Below are 22,553 nucleotides of genomic sequence, written 5' to 3' on the forward strand. Positions count from 1 at the left end.
ATTATGCAACTGGAATCAAGGCGCCGAGCCGGCACCTGCACTCCATGCACTCAATTTATCCGGGGTACGGAAGAGCAACATGTTTGAGAACCTCCAAGACCGACTTTCCGGTAGCCTGCGCAAGATTTCCGGTCAGGCGCGGCTAACCGACGACAACATCAAGGATACGCTGCGCGAAGTTCGGATGGCGCTGCTGGAAGCGGATGTCGCCCTGCCGGTCGTCAAGGATTTCGTCGAAGGTGTCCGCAAGCGGGCCATTGGCCAGGAAGTCCAGCGCAGCCTGACGCCCGGCCAGGTGTTCGTGAAGGTGGTCCAGCAGGAGCTGGAGCGTGTCATGGGCGAGGGCAACGAGTCCCTTAACCTGGCAGTGCAACCGCCGGCGGTCATCATGATGGCCGGTTTGCAGGGTGCAGGTAAAACCACAACGGTTGCCAAGCTTTCGCGCTTCCTTAAAGAGCGCCAGAAAAAGTCAGTGCTGGTGGTCAGTGCAGACGTCTACCGCCCTGCGGCTATCCGGCAGCTGGAAACCCTGGCTGGTGAAGTGGGTGTGGAGTTTTTCCCCAGCACTGCCGAGCAGGACCCAGTGGACATTGCAGAGGGTGCGATTGACGCGGCCCGCAAAAAACACATTGATGTAGTCATCCTGGATACCGCCGGTCGTCTGCACGTAGACGAGCAGATGATGGGTGAAATCGGCCGACTGCATAAAGCGGTTAATCCGGTTGAGACCCTGTTTGTCGTTGACGCCATGACCGGTCAGGATGCCGCCAATACCGCGAAGGCGTTCAATGACGCGCTGCCATTAACCGGTGTTGTGCTGACCAAGACCGACGGCGACGCCCGCGGCGGTGCGGCGCTGTCCGTTCGTCACATCACTGGCAAGCCAATCAAGTTCCTGGGTGTGGGTGAGAAATCCGACGCCCTCGAGCCCTTCTATCCTGACCGGGTTGCCTCCCGGATTCTGGGTATGGGCGATGTGCTCTCCCTTATAGAGGAAGCAGAGCGCAAACTGGATCAGAAGAAGGCCCAGAAGCTCACCAAGAAGATCAAGAAGGGTAAGAGCTTCGATCTCGAGGACTTCCGGGACCAGCTCCAGCAGATGAAGAGCATGGGTGGCATCGGTGGCCTGATGGATAAGTTGCCGGGCATGGGGCAGATGGCTCAGATGGCGCAGCAGCAGGTCAATGACAAGTCCATGGGGCAAATGGAGGCCATTATCTGCTCCATGACTCCGAAGGAGCGTCGCTACCCCGATACCATCAATAATTCGCGCAAGCGTCGAATCGCATCCGGCTCCGGTACCCAGATTCAGGACATCAATCGTCTGCTCAAACAGCACAAGCAAATGCAGAAGATGATGAAAAAATTTGGCAAAAAGGGTGGTATGGCGAATATGATGCGCGGACTTGGTGGTATGATGCCGCCCGGCGGCGGTGGTGGAGGTGGAATGCCTCCGTTTGGCCGTATGTAAAAAGCCTTACACCGAAAACAGGGAATCAACGTGTTTCGCTGTTTTCATTGGCGCTTAATTAGCATAGAATAGCGCCCCTTTCGAGTATGGGTCTTCGCGCCAACTGCGTTTCAGTTGGCGTGAATCGTACAAGTTTCGTACAACAGAACAGGATATTGGTTAAATGGTAAGCATCCGTTTGGCTCGTGGTGGCTCCAAGAAGCGCCCGTTCTATCATCTGACAGTTACCGACAGCCGCAAATCTCGCGACGGTCGTTTCATTGAGCGAGTTGGCTTTTTCAACCCGGTCGCCCGCGGTCAGGAAGAGCGTCTGCGTGTAGATCGTGAGCGCGTTGAGTTCTGGATGGGCCAAGGCGCCCAGCCGAGCGAGCGCGTTGCCCAGCTGCTGAAAGGCGCTGAGTAAGTACGACTTAAGACCGGGGTTTAAGGCATGACACAGACTTCGCAGGAAACTGTGATCGGCCGGATTACCTCGGTGTTTGGGGTCAAGGGGTGGCTAAAAGTTTACTCCTTCACTGACCCCAAGGACGGAATCCTGAACTACCGCGACTGGACTTTAGAGCTCGACGGTAGACGTATTCCGGCCAAGCTTGAGGAGGGTCGCCGCCAAGGGCAGGGGATCGTCGTCAGGCTGAAAGGCATTGATGATCGAGATGTTGCTCTCAAGTACTGCGGTGCAGAGGTCAAAGTCGGCACCCATGAGCTGCCGGAGCTCCCGAAAGGTGAGTTTTACTGGTTTCAGCTTGAAGGTCTTGAGGTATCTACGGTCGACGGTGAGTGCCTGGGAACAGTGCACCACCTGATTGAAACGGGTTCCAATGATGTCCTCGTGGTGCAAGCTTCGGCAAGCTCCATCGATCAGCGCGAGCGTCTGATTCCTTACCTGCCCGAGCAAGTGGTCAGGGATGTGGATCTGGCGGCGGGCCAGATGGTCGTAGACTGGGATCCGGAGTTCTGACGGGTGTGGATTGGCGCAGTCAGTTTATTCCCGGAGATGTTCAGTGCGGTAACTGATGTTGGGATTACGGGCAGGGCAGTTCGGGATGGTCTTCTGACCTTCCAAAGCTGGAATCCCCGTGACTACACCCATGACCGTCACCGCACGGTGGACGACCGGCCATACGGTGGTGGGCCGGGGATGCTGATGAAAATTCAGCCTCTCCGGGATGCTATCAGTGCGGCACGGGAGTCGGCACCTGGTAAGGCCTGTGTGGTGTATTTGTCACCGCAAGGTGAAACGCTGAATCAGTCTGTTGTTGAGTCCCTGGCGGCGGAAGAACGACTGATTCTGGTGGCAGGCCGATACGAGGGTGTGGATGAGCGCCTGATTGCGACGGAAGTCGATCGGGAAGTGTCACTGGGTGATTTTGTTTTGTCCGGTGGCGAACTGGCGGCCATGGCTGTCATTGATGCGGTTACACGCCTCATCCCCGGAGCGCTGGGTCATGCGCAGTCGGCAGAGCAGGATTCTTTTGCTGACGGTTTGCTGGATTGTCCGCACTACACTCGGCCCGAAGTTTACGAAGGTCAGGCGGTGCCGGATGTTTTATTGGGCGGTCACCATGATCAGATCCGGCGTTGGCGACTGAAGCAGTCGCTGAGGCGAACCCTGGAGCGACGCCCCGACCTGCTGGAACAGCGGGTGTTTACGGATGAAGAGCGTCAGCTACTGGAAGAGATTTTGAACGAACCGGGTGCCTCTGAATCATCAGGGCATTAAAAGATTGGGTATCAGGAGCATTACGATGAGCGGCAAGAACAACATCATCAGTCAACTTGAAGCAGAACAGATGACCAAGGAGATCCCTGCCTTTGCGCCGGGCGACACCGTGGTTGTACAGGTTCGCGTAACCGAGGGTAACCGTGAGCGTCTGCAGGCGTTCGAGGGTGTTGTCATCGGCAAGCGTAACCGTGGCATGAACTCCTCCTTCACCGTGCGTAAGATTTCTTACGGTGTTGGTGTTGAGCGTACTTTCCAGACCTTCTCCAAGCTGATCGACGGCATCAGTGTGAAGCGTCGTGGTGACGTGCGTCAGGCCAAGCTTTACTACCTGCGCGACCTGTCTGGTAAGGCAGCTCGTATCAAGGAAAAGCTGGGCTGATCAGCCATTCGCTGAGCAGAACGCTTGTAAAAAAGGCAGCCATTGGCTGCCTTTTTTGTGTCTGTTTGTTCGGTCAGGCATGCTCCTGTCTGAGCGATCGCATGGGATTTGAGTATTGAGACTCGAAGATGAGGCCATCATTGCCCGTTTTACCGATGCCATCTGGCTGGAGGACGGGTTGGGCGAGAAAACGCGGCAAGCGTACCGCAGTGATCTTGTTCGCCTGGCAGGCTGGTTACACGATCAGCCCGGTCAGCCCTTGCTCACGGCCGTGCGCCGAACCGATCTGCTGGCGTGGATGTCCAGGGCGCTGGCTGAAGGTGTAAAGACCTCCACTGCCGCCCGGCGATTGTCCGGCCTGCGGCGCTTCTATCGGTTTCTGTTACGCGAAGGCGTAATTGCGGAGGATCCGACTCTGCGCATCGACAGCCCCAGACTTCCGCGCCGGTTGCCGGATTCGTTGACCGAAGAGGAAGTGGAGTCGCTGCTGGCCGAGCCGGACCCTGAAGTGCCCATTGAGCTGCGGGATCGGGCCATGCTGGAAATATTGTATGGTTGTGGCTTGCGGGTGTCTGAACTGACCCAGTTACGGGTAGACCAGGTCAACTTGCGTCAGGGTGTGGTCCGGATTTCCGGTAAAGGCGGCAAGGAGCGCCTGGTGCCGCTGGGCGAGGAGGCAGTGGATTGGCTGCTGCGCTATATGAAAGAGTCCCGCGGGGAATTACTTAAAGGGCGCTCCTGCGACGCGCTGTTCCCAGGCAATCGGCCCGCCGCGATGACCCGGCAAACCTTCTGGTACCGTATCAAGCACTACGCAAGCCGGGTTGGTATTCGCAAGCATCTTTCCCCTCATACCCTGCGGCATGCCTTCGCAACCCACCTGCTGAATCACGGTGCGGATCTGCGCGTGGTGCAGATGCTGCTGGGGCATTCTGACCTCTCTACCACCCAGATTTACACTCACGTTGCCCGCCAACGTCTGCAGTCGCTGCACCAGTCGCATCATCCTCGTGGCTGAGCCGGTGTTTTTTGGTTAAGGTGTCGGAGTTGAACTTTTGCGGTCACGCTGTGTCGCAGTATCGTGTTTTCATGGCCTGTCCGGTGCGCCCGGGGCCCAATGTCATCTGACTGGATGTAGTTATGTCTGCCAGAAATTATCTGAAGAACGTGGTTTTAGGTGCGGCCTTGTTAGGCGGTGTTGTGGCGGCCGCGCCGAGCACGGCGGGTGAGGTCGAGGACGGAATCGCCAGCCGCCTGACCGCTGCCGTGCCGGGCCTGAAGGTGTTGTCCGTTAAAGAATCCGAGGCGCCGGGTTTGTATGAGGTCCAGAGCAACAACGGCGATACCATCTACACCACCGCCGATGGCCAGTACCTGCTGACCGGGGACCTTTTGAAGGTCACCGATAACGGCATTGCCAATGTGACCGAAGAGGCGCGGGCCAGTCAGCGTGCACAGACCATGGCTAATTTTGGTGACGACGGCGTAATCCGGTTCCCGGCCAAAGGCGAGCAAAAAGCTGAAATCCATGTCTTTACCGACATCGATTGCCCTTACTGTCGGAAGCTCCACGACGAAGTGCCCCAGCTCAATGCCTACGGCATTACCGTCAACTACTACGCCTTCCCAAGGTCCGGTCCGGGCACCCCTTCCTTTACCAAGTACGTGTCGGTCTGGTGCGCCGAGGATCAGCAAGCTGCCATGGATGCCGCCAAGGGTGGCCGTTCGGTAGCTTCAGCCAGCTGTGAGAACCCAGTGCTGGAACAATACCAGCTGGGTGGTCGTGTTGGCGTAACCGGAACCCCGGCCATCGTGCTGGAAGACGGCAACATGGTTCGCGGTTACGTGCCCGCTGACAATCTTGCCCAGGGCCTGGGTCTGCTCTAAAACCTGTCAGGGCTCCGTTCCAATGCGGGGCCCTTCACGGATTTGATACGGTTCCGGTTCAGGGCTTATTCACGGGCACCTGAATCGGTATACTATCCCCCCAAAATTGCAATTCATCAGCACCCGTTCGGGATCAGAGGTGAGAGTTTGAAAGACGTCAGTGTCGGAATCTGCGGACTGGGTACCGTTGGCGGCGGTACATTCAATGTCTTGACCCGGAATGCCAGGCTCATTGCCGGCAGAGCAGGGTGCAACATCCGAATTACCCGGATTGCCAGTCGTCGTCCCCGGACCGATATGGATCTGGGCGATGTGCCGTTTTCGACTGATATCTTTGACGTCGTAAATGATCCCGGCGTGGACATCGTGGTCGAGCTCATCGGTGGTTATGATACTGCCAAAGAGCTGGTGATGACTGCCATCAATAACGGCAAGCACGTGGTAACCGCCAATAAGGCGCTGATTGCAGTGCACGGCAACGAAATTTTCGAGGCGGCCCAGAAAGCGGGCGTGGTTGTAGCCTACGAGGCCGGTGTCGCCGGTGGTATTCCGGTGATGAAGGCTATCCGTGAGGGTATGGCGGCCAACCGCATCGACTGGATCGCCGGTATCATCAACGGAACTGGCAACTACATCCTGACCGAGATGCGCGCCGGCCGTGAGTTTACCGAAGTGCTGAAAGAAGCCCAGGACCTGGGTTACGCCGAAGCCGATCCGACCTTTGACGTGGAAGGCATCGATGCCGCCCACAAGCTGACCATCCTGGCCTCGGCCGGTTTTGGTGTTCCGCTGCAATTTGAAAAAGGTTTCACCGAGGGCATTTCCCAGATTACGCCCTACGATATTTCCCACGCCGAACTCCTCGGCTACCGCATCAAGCACCTGGGCATTGCCCGTCGCCGCGATGATGGTATCGAGTTGCGCGTGCATCCGACCCTGGTGCCCCAGAGTCACCTGATCGCCCAGGTTGATGGTGTGCTGAACGCCGTTCTGGTGGATGGTGATGCCGTCGGTCAGACCATGTACTACGGCCCGGGTGCCGGTGACGAAGCAACCGCTTCTGCGGTTATCGCCGACATCGTCGACGTGGCACGGGCTGTCGCCAGCGGCAGCCAGCAGCGGGTGCCTTACCTCGGCTTCGAGCCCGAGGCTCTTGAGGAACTGGACGTGCTGTCCATGGAAGACATCCAGTCTGCGTACTATCTGCGCATTACTGCCCTGGACCGTCCGGGTGTGTTGGCCAAGATTGCCTCGATCCTCAGCGAGCATGGCATCAACATCGAGTCCATCATGCAGAAGGAATCCGAACTGCAGGATGGTCGTATTCCGGTCATCATCCTGACCCATACCGTTCAGGAGCGGCAGATCAATCGCGCCATTGAAGAGCTGGAAGCCCTGACTGACACCGACGGTCATGTGGTCCGCATCCGCGCTGAAAACTTTAACTGACAGGTAGCTCGCACGTGAGATATATCAGTACGCGGGGCGAAGCCCCCGCACTGGGCTTTGAAGACGTTCTACTCACCGGTCTCGCCACCGATGGCGGGCTGTACGTTCCGGAATCCTTGCCCCATTTCAGCCTGGAAGAAATCCGGAGCTGGCGCGGGCTGTCGTACAGTGAGCTAGCATTCAATGTGATGCATCCGTTTGTGGACGACGCCATTCCGGCCGATGATTTCCGCAAGATGCTGGATGAAACCTACTCGGTGTTCAGCCACCAGGCGGTAGCGCCGCTGGTCCAGCTGGACTCCAACGAGTGGGTGATGGAACTGTTCCGCGGTCCGACCCTGGCGTTCAAGGATTTCGCCCTGCAGCTGCTGGGTCGTTTGCTCGATTACGTGCTGGAAAAGCGCAAGCAGCACGTGGTCATCATGGGGGCTACCTCGGGTGACACCGGTTCTGCGGCTATTGAAGGCTGTCGTCGCTGTGAGCACGTGGATATTTTCATTCTGCATCCCCACGAGCGGGTGTCGGAAGTCCAGCGTCGCCAGATGACTACGGTGACCGGGGACAACATCCACAACATCGCCGTGCGTGGCAATTTCGACGATTGTCAGCGTATGGTGAAGGAAAGCTTTGGCAACCAGAGCTTCCTGGGTGGCAAGACCCAGCTGGCCGCGGTGAACTCCATCAACTGGGCCCGGATCATGGCCCAGATTGTCTACTACTTCCAAGCCTCCCTGGCTTTGGGTGGCCCAGATCGCAGCATGGCGTTTTCCGTGCCCACCGGGAATTTCGGCGACATCTTTGCCGGCTACCTGGCCAAGAAAATGGGGCTGCCAATCTCCCAGCTGGTGATTGCCACCAACCGCAACGATATCCTGCACCGCTTCATGAGTGGCAACAAGTACGAGCAGCATCAGCTCGAACATACTTTGTCGCCGAGTATGGACATCATGGTGTCCAGCAATTTCGAGCGCCTGCTGTTCGATCTCCATGGCCGCGATGGCCAGGCAGTGAAAACGCTGCTGGAGAACGCTACCAAAGGTCCGGTCAGCATCGAAGACTACCGCTGGAAGCACGCCCGTAAGTTGTTCGACAGCGATGCCGTGGACGACAAGGCGACCTGCGATACCATTCGCGAGATTCAGGAAAAGAACGAGTACTTGCTCGATCCCCACACCGCCATCGGTGTGCGGGCAGCTCGTAACTGCCGGCGCGATAGCTCGGTGCCCATGATCACCCTGGGTACGGCCCATCCGGCGAAATTCCCGGATGCCATTGCCGAATCTGGAGTGTCGGTGAAGCCGGAGCTTCCCGCGCACATGGCGGATCTTTTTGAGCGCGAGGAGCGTTACACCGTCCTCGACAACAACATCGCCGGTGTGCAGGAGTTTATTACCAAGCACTGGAAGAACGCCTGACTTGGTATGACACCAAAAAAAATCCTGCGTCGCCCCCAGCCGGACACCGCGCCGGCCTGGGGGCAAAACCTGCCGCCTTTGCTTCGCCGTCTCTACGCTGCACGGGGTATTACCTCCGATGAGCAACTGAGCTATACCCTGAAATCCCTGGCTTCACCGATGGAGTTGCGCGGCATCGACCGTGCCGTCGAGTTGTTAGCCGAGGCCATCGGGCAGCAGCAGCGTGTTCTGGTGCTGGGCGATTTCGACGCCGATGGTGCCACCAGTACGGCTGTTGCCATGCTGGGACTGTCGATGCTCGGGCTGCGAAGCGTCGATTTCCGGGTGCCCAGTCGGTTTGCCGATGGTTATGGTCTGACCCCGGGCATCATCGAACGACTGCGGGATGAGGGCGAGTTGCCGGACTTGCTGGTGACCGTGGATAACGGTATTTCCGCCATCGAAGGGGTGAAGGCTGCCCGCGATATGGGCATGAAGGTGATCGTCACCGATCATCACCTGGCCGGCGACACCCTGCCGGAAGCCGATGCCATCGTGAATCCGAACCAGCCTGGCTGTCCGTTCCTGAGCAAGAATGCCGCCGGTGTCGGAGTCATGTTCTATGTCCTCACCGCGCTGCGTAAGCACCTGCGTGAACAGTCGCTGCTGCCGCAACCTGAACCCAACCTCGGCGCGCTCCTCGATCTGGTTGCGCTAGGCACCGTCGCGGATGTGGTGCCCCTGGATCATAACAACCGGATTTTTGTCGAACAGGGCCTGCGCCGAATCCGTCAGGGCGAGGCCCGGCCGGGCATTCTGGCGTTGCTGGAGGTCGCTGGAAGGGATCACACAGCGATCAGCTCCACCGATCTTGGTTTTGTGGTTGGCCCGCGCTTGAACGCCGCCGGCCGTCTGGACGACATGAGTATCGGCATTGCCTGCCTGCTCGCCGACAGTCCCGATGAGGCCCGTCGACTGGCTCGTGAGCTGGACACCTTTAACCGGGAACGCCGCACCATCGAAAAGGACATGAAAGCCCAGGCCCAGGATCTGCTTGCTTCGATGTCACTGGATCTGGAAGGTCTGCCATGGGGATTGGCGTTGTATGATCCGGAGTGGCATCAGGGCGTGATTGGTATTCTCGCGGCCCGTATTCGAGAGCAAACCAATCGGCCGACCATCGCCTTTGCCAGCGATGATAACGGCGAAGACATCAAAGGTTCAGCCCGCTCCATCCCCGGCTTGCACATCCGCGATGTCCTGGCAGCCGTAGATGCCCGCCATCCGGGCATGCTGAAGAAATACGGCGGTCATGCCATGGCTGCTGGCATGACCCTGGCCCAAAGCGACCTCGACGCCTTTTCCGAAGCCTTCGACAAGGTCGTGCGCGACACTCTGGTGGCCGCGGACCTGGAAGCCGCGATCACTACCGATGGCCCGCTGGCGCTGGATGAGCTGCGCCTGGAAACGGCAGCCCTGCTAAAGCGCGCCGGACCCTGGGGCCAGCATTTCCCGGAGCCGATCTTTGATGGCGAATTCCGGGTGGTCAGTCAGCGCGTGGTTGGTGAGAATCACCTCAAACTGGTTTTGCAGCCGTTTGAGGGTGGCGGCATCATCGATGGCATTGCTTTCAATACCGGCCCCGAAGTGCCGGACTACACTCGCACCGGAGCGCGGGTGGTGTACAAGCCGGATGCCAATACCTTTCGCGGGCGGACCAATCTTCAGCTGCTCGTCGACTATCTGGAACCTCTGCGCAAGCCCGCAGGCTGATTTACTGCCGGAAATCCGGTAGAATCCCGCCTCTGTTTTTACTCATCATTTTATAGAGCGAGTAAGGGTTTCATGGAAATCAATCCCATTGTGACGAAGATTAAAGACCTTCGTGAGCGCACTGAAGCGCTCAGGGGGTATCTTTGACTACGATCAACGAAGTGAACGACTGGTCGAAGTAGAGCGCGAACTGGAACTGCCCACCGTTTGGGACGACCCAGAGCGGGCCCAGGCGCTAGGTAAAGAGCGCTCCGATCTTGAGCTGATTGTGAAAACCATCGACAACCTCACCAGTGGTCTGGGCGACGCCGAGAGTCTGCTCGATCTGGCCGCCGAGGAAGAGGATGCCGACACGGTCGGGGAGATCGAAGCCGATCTGGAATCGCTCGACAAAGAGCTGGAAAAGCTGGAATTCCGCCGGATGTTCTCCGGGGAAATGGATTCCAATAATGCCTACCTGGACATCCAGGCCGGCTCCGGCGGCACCGAAGCCCAGGACTGGGGCAACATGCTGCTGCGCATGTACCTGCGCTGGGCAGAGCGTCGCGGCTTCAAGGCTGAGATTGTCGAACTGCAGGAAGGCGACGTGGCCGGTATCAAGAGTGCCACCATTCACATCCAGGGCGACTACGCTTATGGCTGGCTGCGCACCGAGACCGGTGTCCATCGTCTGGTTCGCAAGTCTCCGTTCGATTCCGGTAATCGTCGTCACACCTCGTTCTCGTCGGTGTTTGTGTCGCCGGAAGTGGACGACAGCTTTGAGATTGAGATCAACCCGTCGGACCTGCGCGTCGATGTCTACCGGGCATCCGGTGCTGGTGGTCAGCACGTTAACCGGACCGAATCTGCGGTCCGTCTGACCCACAATCCGACCGGTATTGTGGTGGCCTGTCAGGCTGGCCGAAGCCAGCATCAGAACAAAGACCAGGCCATGAAACAGCTGAAGGCGAAGCTGTTTGAGCGCGAGATGCAGGAGCGCAACGCGGAGAAACAGAAGGCCGAGGACGCCAAGGCCGACATCGGCTGGGGCAGCCAGATCCGTTCTTATGTGCTGGATGACAGCCGCATCAAGGATCTGCGGACCAAGGTTGAGACCAGTAATACCCAGACGGTACTGGATGGCGATATTGATAAATTTATCGAAGCCAGCCTGAAGATGGCGCTGTAATTATTAGCAGCGCCCAAAGAACCCGGACATTCCCGATTTTAGTGAGCCAACATGACTGATCACACCCAGAATGCACAGCCTGAGGACAACAAGCTGATTACCGAGCGTCGCGCCAAACTGTCCGAGCTTCGCGAGCAGGGCAATCCCTTCCCTAACGATTTTCGTCGTGATGCCACCGCAGCCGAGCTGCAGGCGACCTACGGCGAGAAAACCAAGGAAGAGCTGGAGTCCATGGGTATCAAGGTGGCCATCGCGGGCCGCATGATGCTGGATCGTAAGGCGTTCAAGGTGGTTCAGGACGCGTCTGGCCGTATCCAGATTTATGCGTCGAAAGACGTGCAAAAGGACACCAAACACTGGGATCTGGGCGATATCATTGGTGTTCGGGGCACCTTGTCGAAATCTGGCCGGGGCGATCTTTACGTCACCATGGACGAATACGTGCTGCTGACCAAATCCCTGCGTCCGCTGCCGGAGAAGCACAAAGGCCTGACCGATACCGAGGCCCGTTATCGCCACCGGTACGTGGACCTGATGGTCAATGAAGACAGCCGTCGGGTGTTCCACGCCCGTTCGAAAATCATCAGTACCATGCGTCAGTACTTCACCGACCGGGATTTCATGGAAGTGGAAACCCCAATGCTACAGGTGATCCCAGGTGGCGCCACCGCTCGTCCGTTTGTGACTCATCACAACGCCCTGGGTATCGACATGTACTTGCGCATCGCGCCGGAGCTGTTCCTCAAACGTCTGGTTGTCGGTGGCTTTGAGCGGGTGTTCGAGATCAACCGGAACTTCCGGAATGAGGGACTTTCGACCAGGCATAACCCGGAATTCACCATGGTTGAGTTCTATCAGGCCTACGCTGACTACAACGACCTGATGGACCTCACCGAGGACATGATCCGCACCATTGCCCAGAAAGTTCTGGATACCACCACGGTGGTCAACACCCGAACCTTGTCCGATGGCACCGAGGAGTCGGTGGAGTACGACTTCGGTAAGTCGTTCGAACGCCTGACTGTCGTTGAAGCCATTCTGCGCTACAACCCCGACGTGAAGGCCGAGCAACTGGCCGACGAGAGCTCCGCCAGACAGGTTGCCAAGGATTTGGGTATCCACCTGAAGGAAGGCTGGGGCCTGGGCAAGGTTCAGATCGAGATCTTTGAAGCCACGGCCGAGCATCGACTGATTCAGCCGACCTTCATCACCGAGTACCCGAAAGAAGTGTCGCCGCTGGCTCGCTGTAAAGACAGCAATCCGTTTGTCACCGAACGATTCGAGTTCTTTGTCGGTGGTCGCGAAATCGCCAACGGCTTCTCCGAGTTGAACGATGCCGAAGACCAGGCTGAACGTTTTCAGGAGCAGGTCGCCGAGAAGGATGCCGGTGACGACGAGGCCATGTTCTACGATGAAGACTATGTCATGGCGCTGGAATACGGCCTGCCACCGACCGCCGGTGAAGGTATTGGTATCGACCGTCTGGCGATGCTGCTGACCAACAGCCAGTCAATCCGTGACGTCATCCTGTTCCCGGCCATGCGTCCGGAGCACAAGGCAGAAACCCGCAACAACGAGGGCTGAGCCATGCATCCGGTTGAGGTTCTGGCGCATCAGCTCAGGCCTGACCGGGGCTGGTCCGACCATCTCGGCAATGAATTCCGCCAGCCCTATATGAAGGCGCTGGCGGGGTTTCTGGCGGCGGAGCAGCAGGCCGGCACGGCTTTGTTCCCGGCCCGCGATCACTGCTTCAATGCCCTCAACAGTACCCCTCTTGCCAATGTCTCCGTGGTGATACTCGGGCAAGATCCCTATCATGGCCCCGGGCAGGCTCACGGGCTGTGCTTTTCGGTCCGGCCTGAGGTGGCGACGCCACCGTCTCTGGTCAACATCTTCAAGGAAATTCGCAGCGATCTCGGTATCGAGACGCCTGATCACGGATGTTTGCAGCCGTGGGCTGATCGTGGCGTGCTGTTGCTGAACAGTGTGCTGACCGTCGCGCAGGGTCAGGCTGGCGCCCATCAGGGCAAGGGCTGGGAGACGTTTACCGATAAGGTGATCGAGACCGTCAATCGTGAGCGTGACGGGGTGGTGTTTTTGCTCTGGGGTGGTTACGCCCGCAAGAAAGGTCGGCATATCGATCGAGATCGACACCTGGTGCTGGAAGGGCCGCATCCTTCGCCGTTGAGTGCTTATCGCGGCTTTTTCGGCTGCCGCCACTTTTCCCGCGCTAATCAATGGCTGCAACAAAAAGGGCAGCCATCCATCGATTGGGCGCTGCCCTCCAAAGCCGAGTTGTTTGCTAACTATCAGTTCTAGCGATCAACCCCGGTCATCAAGTTTGACCCTCATTCCCAGCAGTTACTGCAGAAGCGCCATTGCGGCTTCCATCTGGGCGTTCAGGTCTTCTTCCTCACTCATGTCGATGTTCGGATCAAGGCCCAGGCGCTCGAATGCGGGGATGCCATTCCAGTCCATTTCCGTCCATGGATGCTCGCTGCCTGACACCAGTTGCAGGTTGGCTACCATGACCAGATCGGCGTAGTCGGCGGCCGGGGCCTGGCGCTGGAACTTGGCATATTCTAGCGGCACATTCTGCAGTTCGGGCGGGAAATCCCACTTCTTCAAAATGGTGGCACCCAGGCGTGGGTGCAGTTCATCAATGATATTGTCGAGCATGATGCTGCTGATCTGGATGTCCTGGTCTTCCACGTAACGAAGAATCGGCAGTACGCCAATCAGGTGCACCAGCCCCGCCAGTGTCGCCTGGTCGGGTTTGAGTCGGGTGTAATGCTGCGCCAGTACGTGACAGACGCCCGCGACTTCGGTGCTGGTCTGCCAGGTCGCACGCAGGCGCTTGTCGATCATGTCTGAGGTGGCCTGGAACATCTGTTCCATGGCCAGGCCCATCGCCAGGTTGCTGGTGTAGGCCATGCCCAACCGGCTGACCGCCATGTTCAGGTTCTCAATGGCGCGGCTACCCCGGAACAGCGGGCTGTTGCAGACCCGAATGATACGAGCAGACAAGGCGGTGTCATTACTGATGACCTTGACCAGATCGGCAATGCCCGAATCCTCGTTCTCCGCGATCTCCCGAACCTGCAGGGCGACTTCCGGCAGCGTAGGCAGCAGCAGCTTGTCATTTTCAATGGCATCAATCAGTTCGGTCTTAATGGTCTCGACGATATTCGACATGGTCAGTAGCAATCCGCTTGTCAGGGGTGGGCTTCGGCGGTCAAAAATAGCCAGTGCCCATAAAAATCAAATAAGTGAGTTACTTTATAGCAAATCAGCCGAGATTTTCCTGTCAACTTATGTATCTTTCTGAGCGCTTTTTTCTCGCTCGGGTACGGCGTAGGGCAGTGGCAGCTGTTCCAGCGTGAGGTCGGCATAACCGTCTATCGATAGCGGTTTGTTTTCGGCATCGTGCCGGAGCACTGCGAGTAATTCACAGCTGCCGTTGGCCAACGCGATGGCATTGACCACGGTGCCCACTGACCGGCCGTCGGCGTGGACGGAAGTCCCGGGTTGCGGCGTCTCAGTGCTGCCAATCCGGCAGCGGTAAAGACTCTTTTTCAGCTGGCCGAGGAAGTGCATTCGTGCAATGACTTCCTGACCGGTGTAGCAGCCTTTTTTGAAGTGCACGCCACCGACGTGCTGCCAGTTCAGCATCTGGGGCACGAAAGCTTCCCGGGTCTGTTCTGTCAGACTGGCAATTCCGGCGGCAATCTCCGACGCTTGCCAGTCAGCTTCGGGATGTTCATCGGTGTCATCGAGGGCCGTCTGACCAGGCCCTGTGTGCCAGAGTTCAAACCGGTCGAGGCCATCGGCAGTTGGTTCGACGCGAATCAGGAAGCCACCGTCAACGGCCACCGTATCGCCGGGCTGGTTGAGCTCGCTGAGCCCGTCACCAGCCAGGGCGCTTGCCACCGAGGTGCCGAACAGACCCATGACACGGCCTTCGTTGACTGTCTCTGCCGACGTACCCCGGAACAGCATCAGGTATTTGCGCAGTTGGGTCAGGGTGGCGTCAGCCGAGTCGTGTTGCAGGTCAATCAGCACGTCGTCGCCGTCACGAACCATGCGCGTCAGGCAGTAGGCCCGGCCCTTGGGCGTGGCGGCGGCCGCGCGGGGTGAGTACCCAGTGACGACTTCATCGAGGTGTTGGCTGAATTGACCTTGCAGGAACTTGTCGGTGCCCGGTCCGCTGATGCGCACCAGCAGCTGGTTGCTCAAGCTCGACCAGCCGGTCTTGGGCAAAGGAAAATCGGCGGTCAATTGGTCAGAACCACTGTCTGCGGTGACCGGGGATTTCGCGTCAGTCATGGAGTACTCCAACTCGGGGCGTTACACGGGGCTTGGCTGAGATCGGCCCAGTCTGAGCCATACCCGCAGGCGACGAAATTCATCTTCCGGCACGTTACCACGAACAGGGCCGGTGCCGGTCAGAAGAATCGCGGAATATGGGTACAACTTTGTGCCGACAGGACGAAGTTTCAAGAGTGCCAGGTGGGCACCGAGCTGACTGGAGCTGGCTATTTCCATGGCGGTGGTGCGGGAATGGCTTAGCTGGGCGTAGAGTTGCCCATCCAAAACCTGCAGGGCGGTCACGGCGCGTTTTGTCCTCAGCAACCCAGTACTACGGAACTGAAAGAGGGCGCCGGCCAGGGTGGGGATGAGGCCCAGCAGTAGCAGGCCTTTGTTGGCAGTACCTGCTATCAGGATAAAGCAGGCCATCGCCAGCCAGGGTGCCGAGGCAACCAGGCCGGCGGCCAGCGATGGCCGGAGTGGTAACTCAATCCGGCTGGACACGGTTCACAATCATGTCGACCATGCGCTGCAGATCCGGGTCTTCCGGCCGGCTACGCTGCATGAACCACTCGAACATGTCATTGTCCTCGCAGCTGAGCAACTTCTTATAGCGAGCCTTGTCTTCGTCTGGAAGGTCTCGGTAGACCTCCTCGATAAACGGAATGAGGAGGTTGTCCAATTCCAGCATGCCGCGGCGGCTGTGCCACCACATACGGTTGAAATCGACGTTGTCGGAGGAAGCAGTGTGTTCGGGCATAGCGGATTCCGTTGGGTTGAATGGGTTGTTGGCTAAAATACACCCCGGTCAGGGGGATAGCGTACGGTAGGTGGTTGGAACCAGCACGGTGTCCTTCGCTTCACCGGTCAGTCCGGGGAAATCCAGGGTGTAGTGCAGACCCCGGCTTTCCTTGCGCTGCAGGGCAGAGCAGATGATCAGGTCAGACACGGTCACCAGATTCCGCAATTCCAGCAGGTCATTGGATACCCGGTAATTGCTGTAGAATTCGCCAATTTCCCGGGACAGCAGATCGACCCGGTGCTTGGCGCGCTGCAGCCGTTTAGTGGTGCGCACGATTCCGACGTAGTCCCACATGAAGTGGCGCAGTTCATCCCAGTTGTGCGAGATCACGACGTCCTCATCGGAGTCGCGAACCTGACTTTCATCCCAGCCCGGGGCGTCGGGCGGTGGCGGGATGTCCGCTTCCCGGCGGGCAATATCTGCCGCTGCCGAGCGACCGTAGACCAGACATTCCAGCAGAGAGTTACTGGCCATCCGGTTGGCTCCGTGCAAACCGGTAAAGCCCGCCTCGCCGACTACGTACAGGCCGTTGATGTCAGACCGGGCACGCTCGTCGGTGATGATGCCGCCGCAGGTGTAATGGGCGGCAGGCACCACCGGCAGGGGTTCGCGGGTAATGTCGATGCCAAAACCAAGGCATTTCTCATAGATGGTCGGAAAGTGGTGTTTGATGAAGTCGGCCGGTTTATGGCTAATATCGAGGTACAGATGGTCAGCACCCAGGCGCTTCATCTCATGGTCGATGGCCCGGGCCACGATATCCCGGGGCGCCAGTTCCGCGCGCTCGTCGAAACGATCCATGAAGCGGCTACCGTCTGGCAGCTTCAGCAGACCGCCTTCACCCCTGACCGCCTCGGTAATGAGAAACGACTTGGCATGAGGATGGTACAGGCAAGTCGGGTGGAACTGGTTAAATTCCATGTTGGCAACACGGCAGCCGGCCCGCCAGGCCATGGCAATGCCGTCCCCGGACGCGCCATCCGGATTGGTGGTGTAGCGATAGGCCTTGGAAGCACCCCCGGTGGCGATCACCGTAAAGCGGGCCCGGAAGAGTTCCACGTGGTTGTCTTCCAGGTTCAGGATATACGCACCCACACAGCGGTTGCCGGGCAACGACAGCTTTCGGTTGGTGATCAGGTCGACGGCCACCCGGCTGGACATCAGTTCGATATTGGGTCGCGCCAGGGCCTGCTCGGTCAGTGTGGTGGACACCGCGTGGCCGGTCGCATCTGCGGCGTGGATGATGCGGCGATGACTGTGACCGCCTTCCCGGGTCAGGTGGTAATGGGCGTTTTCATCCTTCGTGAAATCGACACCGGAATTAATCAGCCAGTCGATGCTTTCACGGCCGTGCTCGACGGTAAACCGGACTGCATCCTCGTGGCACAGCCCGGCACCTGCGGCCAGAGTGTCCTGAATATGATCTTCGGTGGAATCGTCGTCATCGAGCACCGCGGCAATACCGCCCTGGGCCCATAGCGTCGCACCGCTGGAAATGTCGGCCTTGCTGATAACGCAGACCTGCAAGTGTTCGGGCAAGTTGAGTGCAACGGTCAGGCCGGCTGCACCACTGCCGATAACAAGGACATCGAATTCGTAGGACTGTGGCATTGGGTTGTGATCGCGGGCCATAATGTGGACGCCTATTGAACTAAACTTTGCACGTGCTGTCTATTTGGCCTGAATGGGTCAGCCGCCTGCGGGGTGGTGCGCCCTCTTCTGTAAATGGACGCCGGACAGCAAGAATGAATCAACGAAATCTCGCAAAGGCCGAATCTTTGGCCGAGAAAACAGGGAAGCCCGGCAAGCCGTCCATGACTCCTGACCAAGACCCACGACAGGGTGAACGAAGCGACAGTCAGACCGATCTTCAGCTTGTACGCAAGGTGAGAAATGGTGATCGTGCGGCGTTCGATCTGCTGGTGGTGAAATATCAGTCCCGGGTGGCGTCGATCATCAGTCGTTATGTCTACGACAGTCAGGAAGTGATGGATCTGACCCAGGAGGCCTTTGTTAAAGCCTTCCGGGCCATGGATCGGTTCCGCGGTGACAGTGCATTTTATACCTGGCTGTACCGGATAGCGGTCAATACCGCCAAGAATTATCTCGAGTCGCGTGGGCGCAGGCCGCAGGGCAGTGCAGACGTGGCCGAGGCCGAGAATTTCGATGACGGCGGTCGGCTCCGGGACGTTGCTTCGCCGGAGCGGATGTTGCAGCGGGAACAACTCCAGACGGCGTTGTCAGAGGCGATTTCCCAGTTGCCAGAAGAGCTACGCTCGGCGTTTTTGCTGCGCGAGTATGACGGGCTGAGTTACGAGGACATTGCCCGGATTCTCGACTGCCCGATCGGTACGGTGCGTTCGCGTATTTTTCGGGCCCGTGATTCCGTTGATCGATATCTCGGGCCTTTGCTCAATCATTCAGTGACGTAGTTGAGGGTACATCCGATGGATGATCGTCTCAGAGAAACACTTTCTGCCATGATGGACGATGAAGCCGACGAGCTGTCGGTTCGTCGACTGCTGTCCCATGGTCGGCAGGACGAAGTTTGCGATCAGTGGCAGCGTTGGCAGCAGGTTCGGGGGTTGATGCACAAGAATCACTCGCCGGCCGAGGGCGTCGATGTCAGTGGTGCCGTCCGTGAAGTCCTCGATGGCCGGCCCCCGAGCATTAGCAAAAAGGGTCCGGCAGCGCCCAGATCGGTAGTCCGCTGGCAGTGGCCAGCGGTTGCCATGGTCACCATGGCGCTGCTCATAGGCTTCGGTGCCGGTGCCGGATGGGAGTCGGCCGACACCAATCAGGGTGCGCCGGTGGCAAGCGCTGAACTCAACAAGTCCACTGAGGTGCAAGCGGTGGATGAAGTGGCGTTGCAGGGGCTGGATCAGGAACAGTGGGAACACGTGAGTCGGTACTTGCTGGAACATGCCCAGCACAACAGCGTGGGTGCCGGTCGTGGATCGGTGGGCTATGCCCGCATGGTCAGTGCCACAGGCAGCGGTTACTAATGTTAGTTGCAGAGTTCAATGCGCCTAACCGGCCGGCCGGGCTCCTGCATCGAGGCTGGTGTCATCTGATGGCCGTAGCTGCACTGGTACTGCTTTTCGCCAGTCCACCGGCAGCAAGCGAGCCGAACCAGGCCAGCCAATGGCTGGAGCGTTTGGGACCAGCACTGAATATGACCTCTTATCGGGGCGTTTTTGTGTACGCCCGCGGCGACCGTGTGCATTCCATGCGTATCGCGCACCGGTTCAGGAATGGCATGGTGCACGAGCGCCTGGTATTGCAGGACGGTGGCGATGGTGAGATTGTCCGCAAGGGCATGAACGTGGTGTGTGTGTTGCCACGGCATGGCGAGGTGCGCCTGGACCAGGTGATTCCGTCAGGCCCCTTTGCCGAGGCCTACGCCAATGAGCTTGTGCCGGTAAGCCGCTGGTATAAGGCTGAGCTGGTCGGCGAAGATCGTGTGGCCGGCTATGACTCGGTGATCATCGCGTTAACCGCCAAGGATCCGCATCGTTACAATCATCGCCTCTGGCTTGAGAAAGCCAGTGGCCTGCTGGTCAAGAGTCACGTGGGCGAGCCCCATGGCAAGGTCTTGGAGCATTTCCAGTTTACCAGCCTGGAGATTACGGACGACCTGGCAGACAGCGAATTTGAGATCCAGACCAAGGGCCGGGAAGTGACCCACAATCTTGAGCAGGAGCCATCGCCGGAGCCGGTTCAGAGCTCGGTCATGAAAGGCTGGGATCTGGGGTGGCAGCCGCCCGGGTTTGTGCCGGCTGCCGCACCCCGCTCTGGTCCTGGGCGAGCCGTTGCCTTTTCCGACGGCCTGGCAGCATTCTCGGTGTTCGTTGAACCGGAGGGTGCGATCAGAATGCCGGTTGGTGCCTCCCGTATTGGTGCCACCACCGTATACATGCGGGAGCTTGATGCCGGCGATGGCCGGTTCCTTGTGACCGTGGTGGGCGAAGTACCGCCAAAAACCGCGCGTAAGGTGGCGGAATCGGTGCGCGTTGATGATGCCCTGGCACTCCATTCGGATGATTCATGATTACTGAAACCGGAACTGTCGTTGCGCTCAAAGGTGAGCAGGCCTGGGTTCAGACGATTCGACAGAGTGCCTGTGAAAGTTGCTCGGCCCGCAATGGCTGCGGTCAGCGAGTGCTGGCATCGGCTTCTGGCGGGCGCGCCAATCAAGTATTGGTAGAAAACACGGTGAGGGCCCAGGTTGGTGATGAAGTAACCCTCGGTATTGACGAGCAGGCCCTGCTGTCCGCTTCACTGGTGGTCTATGCAGTGCCGCTGCTGCTGATGGTGCTGGCAAGCATCGCCGGCCATCAGTTATCCGGCGGTATGGACGCTGGGGCTATTGCGGGGGCGGTGGCTGGGATGGCTGCCGGTTTCTGGATCGGCAGAGGGCTCCAGGCTGGTCGGGGTGACCGTTACCAGCCCCGGCTGCTTCGGGTCAATCGCATCGCTACGGGTCAGTGGGCCTGATCTGTATCGAAATCCTACCGTTTTTTAAGTTGAAATCCGCTTCGTCAACCTTAAAAAATTAGTGTGATGACATAAATCTAAGGGAGAACAACATGCCGACAATACTGACAGAGGTCGCTCAACCTGCACCTGCCAACCGGGTATGGAGAGGGTTCTGTGCTCTGCTGATGCTGTCCGTCATGGTTTCGGTTTTCTGGAGTCAGGGGGTTGCGGCTGCAGGCCTGCCTGATTTCACTGAGCTGGTGGAGGAAAACTCCAGTGCAGTGGTTAATATTGCCACCACCAGTGCGCCAAAAAGTGGCTCGCAGGGATTCAAGGGCTTCAAAGGCTTTGATGGCACCCCATTTGATCAGGAGCAGTTCGAACAACTCCCCGAGTTCTTCCAGGATTTCTTCCGGGGCCCCCAGTCGCCCTTTGGTGGCGGTCCGGGCAAGTCCCAGCCTCGCCGCTCCATGGGTTCAGGGTTCATTGTGTCCCGGGATGGTTATGTCCTCACCAACAACCACGTGGTGGAAGGTGCTGATGAAATCATCGTACGCCTGAACGATCGCCGCGAACTGCCGGCGACTTTGGTGGGAACCGATCCCCGTTCGGACATGGCAGTACTGAAGATCGAAGACGGTGATGATCTGCCAGTGGTACAAATTGGCCGCTCCCGCGATCTCAAGGTGGGCGAGTGGGTGTTCGCGATCGGTTCGCCCTTCGGGTTCGACTACACCGTAACCGCTGGTATTGTCAGTGCTCTCGGCCGGTCACTGCCGACCGAAAACTATGTTCCGTTCATTCAGACCGATGTTGCTATCAATCCGGGAAATTCCGGCGGCCCGTTATTTAATCTGGATGGCGATGTGATCGGTATTAACTCCCAGATCTACACCCGCTCCGGTGGTTTCATGGGAGTCTCGTTTGCCATCCCCATCGACGACGCCATGAACGTATTCCGGCAGATCCGCGACAACGGCACCGTGGCAAGGGGCTGGCTTGGCGTGCTGATCCAGGAGGTCAATCGTGATCTGGCTGAATCCTTTGGTCTGAAGCGGCCCCGTGGTGCGCTGGTGGCAGAAGTGATGGAAGGCTCGCCGGCACAACAGGCTGGACTGCAGTCGGGCGATATCGTGTTGGCTTATGATGGCGAGGACGTGCAGTTGTCGTCCGATCTGCCGCCCATGGTGGGCAGAACGCCGATTGGAGAAACCGCTCAGCTCACGGTGCTTCGTGGTGGTGAAGAGATTGAGCTGGACGTCGAAATTGGCAAGCTCCCGGAGCAGGGCGGCGAGAAGAAAGCCGCACCGGCAGATGGCTCGGGGGAGTCATCGTCGGCGCCGCTGGGCATGCTCGTTGAGCCTATCCCGGCTGAACTGGCCGACTCCCTTGGCGTCGATGGCGGTGTGGTGGTGTCTGATATCGCCCGCGGGCCCGCCTTTGAGGCCGGTATTCGGCCGCGCGACGTGATCACCGAGATCAACCGGGAGAAGGTAACGTCGGTCGAGGAGTTCCGTGAGGTGATTGAGGCACTCCCGAAGGACCGGGCGGTGTCGGTGCGAGTAATTCGTCAGGGCCGGGCGGTGTATCTGGTCATGAAACCCTGAGCCGCCAGCCCATTAGCATTGTCACCACGCACTGAGCGGTGAACTCAAGCCCCCGGGTGTTGTCATAAACGACACACTTTGGGGCTTTTGTTATACTGGCGCATCTCCAACAA

Annotated in this window: 23 protein-coding genes; 18 read left to right on the forward strand and 5 right to left on the reverse strand. The window is 58.4% G+C overall.

From position 1 onward, the window contains the following. Positions 1-79 precede the first annotated feature (79 nt). The 13 genes from ffh (at position 80) to ung (ending at position 13,563) form a co-directional block, all read left to right on the forward strand. Positions 80-1,471: a signal recognition particle protein gene (gene ffh / locus QUE89_RS04590; RefSeq protein ID WP_286222044.1), complete on the forward strand. Its 1,392-nt coding sequence runs from the start codon at positions 80-82 to the stop codon at positions 1,469-1,471. 163 nt (positions 1,472-1,634) lie between these two features. Beyond that, positions 1,635-1,874, forward strand: coding sequence for a 30S ribosomal protein S16 (rpsP, locus tag QUE89_RS04595; RefSeq protein WP_138440822.1), 240 nt, complete (start codon positions 1,635-1,637; stop codon positions 1,872-1,874). A 27-nt stretch (positions 1,875-1,901) separates the two neighbouring features. Further along, positions 1,902-2,429: a ribosome maturation factor RimM gene (rimM, locus tag QUE89_RS04600; RefSeq protein ID WP_286222045.1), complete on the forward strand. Its 528-nt coding sequence runs from the start codon at positions 1,902-1,904 to the stop codon at positions 2,427-2,429. 36 nt (positions 2,430-2,465) lie between these two features. Beyond that, positions 2,466-3,191 carry a tRNA (guanosine(37)-N1)-methyltransferase TrmD gene (trmD, locus tag QUE89_RS04605; protein WP_236744602.1) on the forward strand — a complete coding sequence of 242 codons (726 nt, stop codon included), beginning with the start codon at positions 2,466-2,468 and terminating at the stop codon, positions 3,189-3,191. 25 nt (positions 3,192-3,216) lie between these two features. Next, positions 3,217-3,573 carry a 50S ribosomal protein L19 gene (rplS, locus tag QUE89_RS04610; RefSeq protein ID WP_041340442.1) on the forward strand — a complete coding sequence of 119 codons (357 nt, stop codon included), beginning with the start codon at positions 3,217-3,219 and terminating at the stop codon, positions 3,571-3,573. A gap of 115 nt (positions 3,574-3,688) precedes the next feature. Next, positions 3,689-4,591: a site-specific tyrosine recombinase XerD gene (xerD, locus tag QUE89_RS04615; protein ID WP_286222046.1), complete on the forward strand. Its 903-nt coding sequence runs from the start codon at positions 3,689-3,691 to the stop codon at positions 4,589-4,591. Positions 4,592-4,713: 122 nt separating this feature from the next. Further along, the gene (locus tag QUE89_RS04620; RefSeq protein WP_286222047.1) at positions 4,714-5,460 is read left to right on the forward strand and encodes a DsbC family protein; all 747 of its coding nucleotides are present in this window, start codon (positions 4,714-4,716) and stop codon (positions 5,458-5,460) included. Between the two features lie 147 nt (positions 5,461-5,607). Beyond that, positions 5,608-6,909, forward strand: coding sequence for a homoserine dehydrogenase (locus QUE89_RS04625; RefSeq protein WP_286222048.1), 1,302 nt, complete (start codon positions 5,608-5,610; stop codon positions 6,907-6,909). A 14-nt stretch (positions 6,910-6,923) separates the two neighbouring features. Beyond that, the gene (gene thrC, locus QUE89_RS04630) at positions 6,924-8,324 is read left to right on the forward strand and encodes a threonine synthase (protein ID WP_286222049.1); all 1,401 of its coding nucleotides are present in this window, start codon (positions 6,924-6,926) and stop codon (positions 8,322-8,324) included. Between the two features lie 6 nt (positions 8,325-8,330). Then, positions 8,331-10,076, forward strand: a complete 1,746-nt coding sequence (recJ, locus tag QUE89_RS04635) for a single-stranded-DNA-specific exonuclease RecJ (RefSeq protein WP_286222050.1) — start codon at positions 8,331-8,333, stop codon at positions 10,074-10,076. Between the two features lie 72 nt (positions 10,077-10,148). Continuing rightward, positions 10,149-11,244 (forward strand): peptide chain release factor 2 gene (gene prfB, locus QUE89_RS04640; protein WP_286222051.1). Its coding sequence is split into 2 segments (ribosomal slippage): positions 10,149-10,220 and positions 10,222-11,244, totalling 1,095 coding nucleotides; the frame shifts between segments, so codons are not numbered across the junction. 51 nt (positions 11,245-11,295) lie between these two features. Next, positions 11,296-12,828, forward strand: a complete 1,533-nt coding sequence (gene lysS, locus QUE89_RS04645; RefSeq protein ID WP_286222052.1) for a lysine--tRNA ligase — start codon at positions 11,296-11,298, stop codon at positions 12,826-12,828. Positions 12,829-12,831: 3 nt separating this feature from the next. Beyond that, positions 12,832-13,563 (forward strand): uracil-DNA glycosylase, encoded by a 732-nt coding sequence (ung, locus tag QUE89_RS04650; protein ID WP_286222053.1) that lies wholly within the window; start codon positions 12,832-12,834, stop codon positions 13,561-13,563. 42 nt (positions 13,564-13,605) lie between these two features. On the opposite strand, the gene QUE89_RS04655 is transcribed toward ung, so the two are convergent. The 5 genes from QUE89_RS04655 to nadB all read right to left on the reverse strand — a co-directional run bounded on the left by QUE89_RS04655 (position 13,606) and on the right by nadB (position 17,965). Next, positions 13,606-14,439: an HDOD domain-containing protein gene (locus tag QUE89_RS04655; protein WP_286222054.1), complete on the reverse strand. Its 834-nt coding sequence runs from the start codon at positions 14,437-14,439 to the stop codon at positions 13,606-13,608. A 117-nt stretch (positions 14,440-14,556) separates the two neighbouring features. After that, entirely contained in the window at positions 14,557-15,570 is a 1,014-nt protein-coding gene (ygfZ, locus tag QUE89_RS04660) for a CAF17-like 4Fe-4S cluster assembly/insertion protein YgfZ (RefSeq protein ID WP_286222055.1), read from the reverse strand. A gap of 21 nt (positions 15,571-15,591) precedes the next feature. After that, positions 15,592-16,056, reverse strand: coding sequence for a hypothetical protein (locus tag QUE89_RS04665; protein ID WP_286222056.1), 465 nt, complete (start codon positions 16,054-16,056; stop codon positions 15,592-15,594). After that, entirely contained in the window at positions 16,040-16,312 is a 273-nt protein-coding gene (locus tag QUE89_RS04670) for an FAD assembly factor SdhE (protein WP_041340459.1), read from the reverse strand. Before QUE89_RS04670 ends, QUE89_RS04665 begins: the two co-directional genes overlap by 17 nt. Before the next feature lie 48 nt (positions 16,313-16,360). Then, positions 16,361-17,965: an L-aspartate oxidase gene (nadB, locus tag QUE89_RS04675; RefSeq protein WP_286222824.1), complete on the reverse strand. Its 1,605-nt coding sequence runs from the start codon at positions 17,963-17,965 to the stop codon at positions 16,361-16,363. Between the two features lie 203 nt (positions 17,966-18,168). Between nadB and rpoE the strand changes: the two genes are divergently transcribed. The 5 genes from rpoE to QUE89_RS04700 all read left to right on the forward strand — a co-directional run bounded on the left by rpoE (position 18,169) and on the right by QUE89_RS04700 (position 22,440). Further along, positions 18,169-18,786, forward strand: a complete 618-nt coding sequence (rpoE, locus tag QUE89_RS04680) for an RNA polymerase sigma factor RpoE (RefSeq protein ID WP_491844569.1) — start codon at positions 18,169-18,171, stop codon at positions 18,784-18,786. A 15-nt stretch (positions 18,787-18,801) separates the two neighbouring features. Further along, entirely contained in the window at positions 18,802-19,359 is a 558-nt protein-coding gene (locus QUE89_RS04685; RefSeq protein WP_286222058.1) for a sigma-E factor negative regulatory protein, read from the forward strand. A gap of 68 nt (positions 19,360-19,427) precedes the next feature. Continuing rightward, entirely contained in the window at positions 19,428-20,405 is a 978-nt protein-coding gene (locus QUE89_RS04690) for a MucB/RseB C-terminal domain-containing protein (RefSeq protein WP_286222059.1), read from the forward strand. Beyond that, complete coding sequence (locus tag QUE89_RS04695; protein WP_286222060.1) at positions 20,402-20,851, forward strand: SoxR reducing system RseC family protein; 450 nt, start codon at positions 20,402-20,404, stop codon at positions 20,849-20,851. The genes QUE89_RS04690 and QUE89_RS04695 overlap by 4 nt, the downstream gene beginning before the upstream one ends. A 92-nt stretch (positions 20,852-20,943) precedes the next feature. Next, the gene (locus QUE89_RS04700) at positions 20,944-22,440 is read left to right on the forward strand and encodes a DegQ family serine endoprotease (protein WP_434784093.1); all 1,497 of its coding nucleotides are present in this window, start codon (positions 20,944-20,946) and stop codon (positions 22,438-22,440) included. Positions 22,441-22,553 lie beyond the last annotated feature (113 nt).

Source organism: Marinobacter sp. LA51, from assembly GCF_030297175.1.
In the GTDB taxonomy this organism is placed as follows: Bacteria; Pseudomonadota; Gammaproteobacteria; order Pseudomonadales; family Oleiphilaceae; genus Marinobacter; species Marinobacter apostichopi.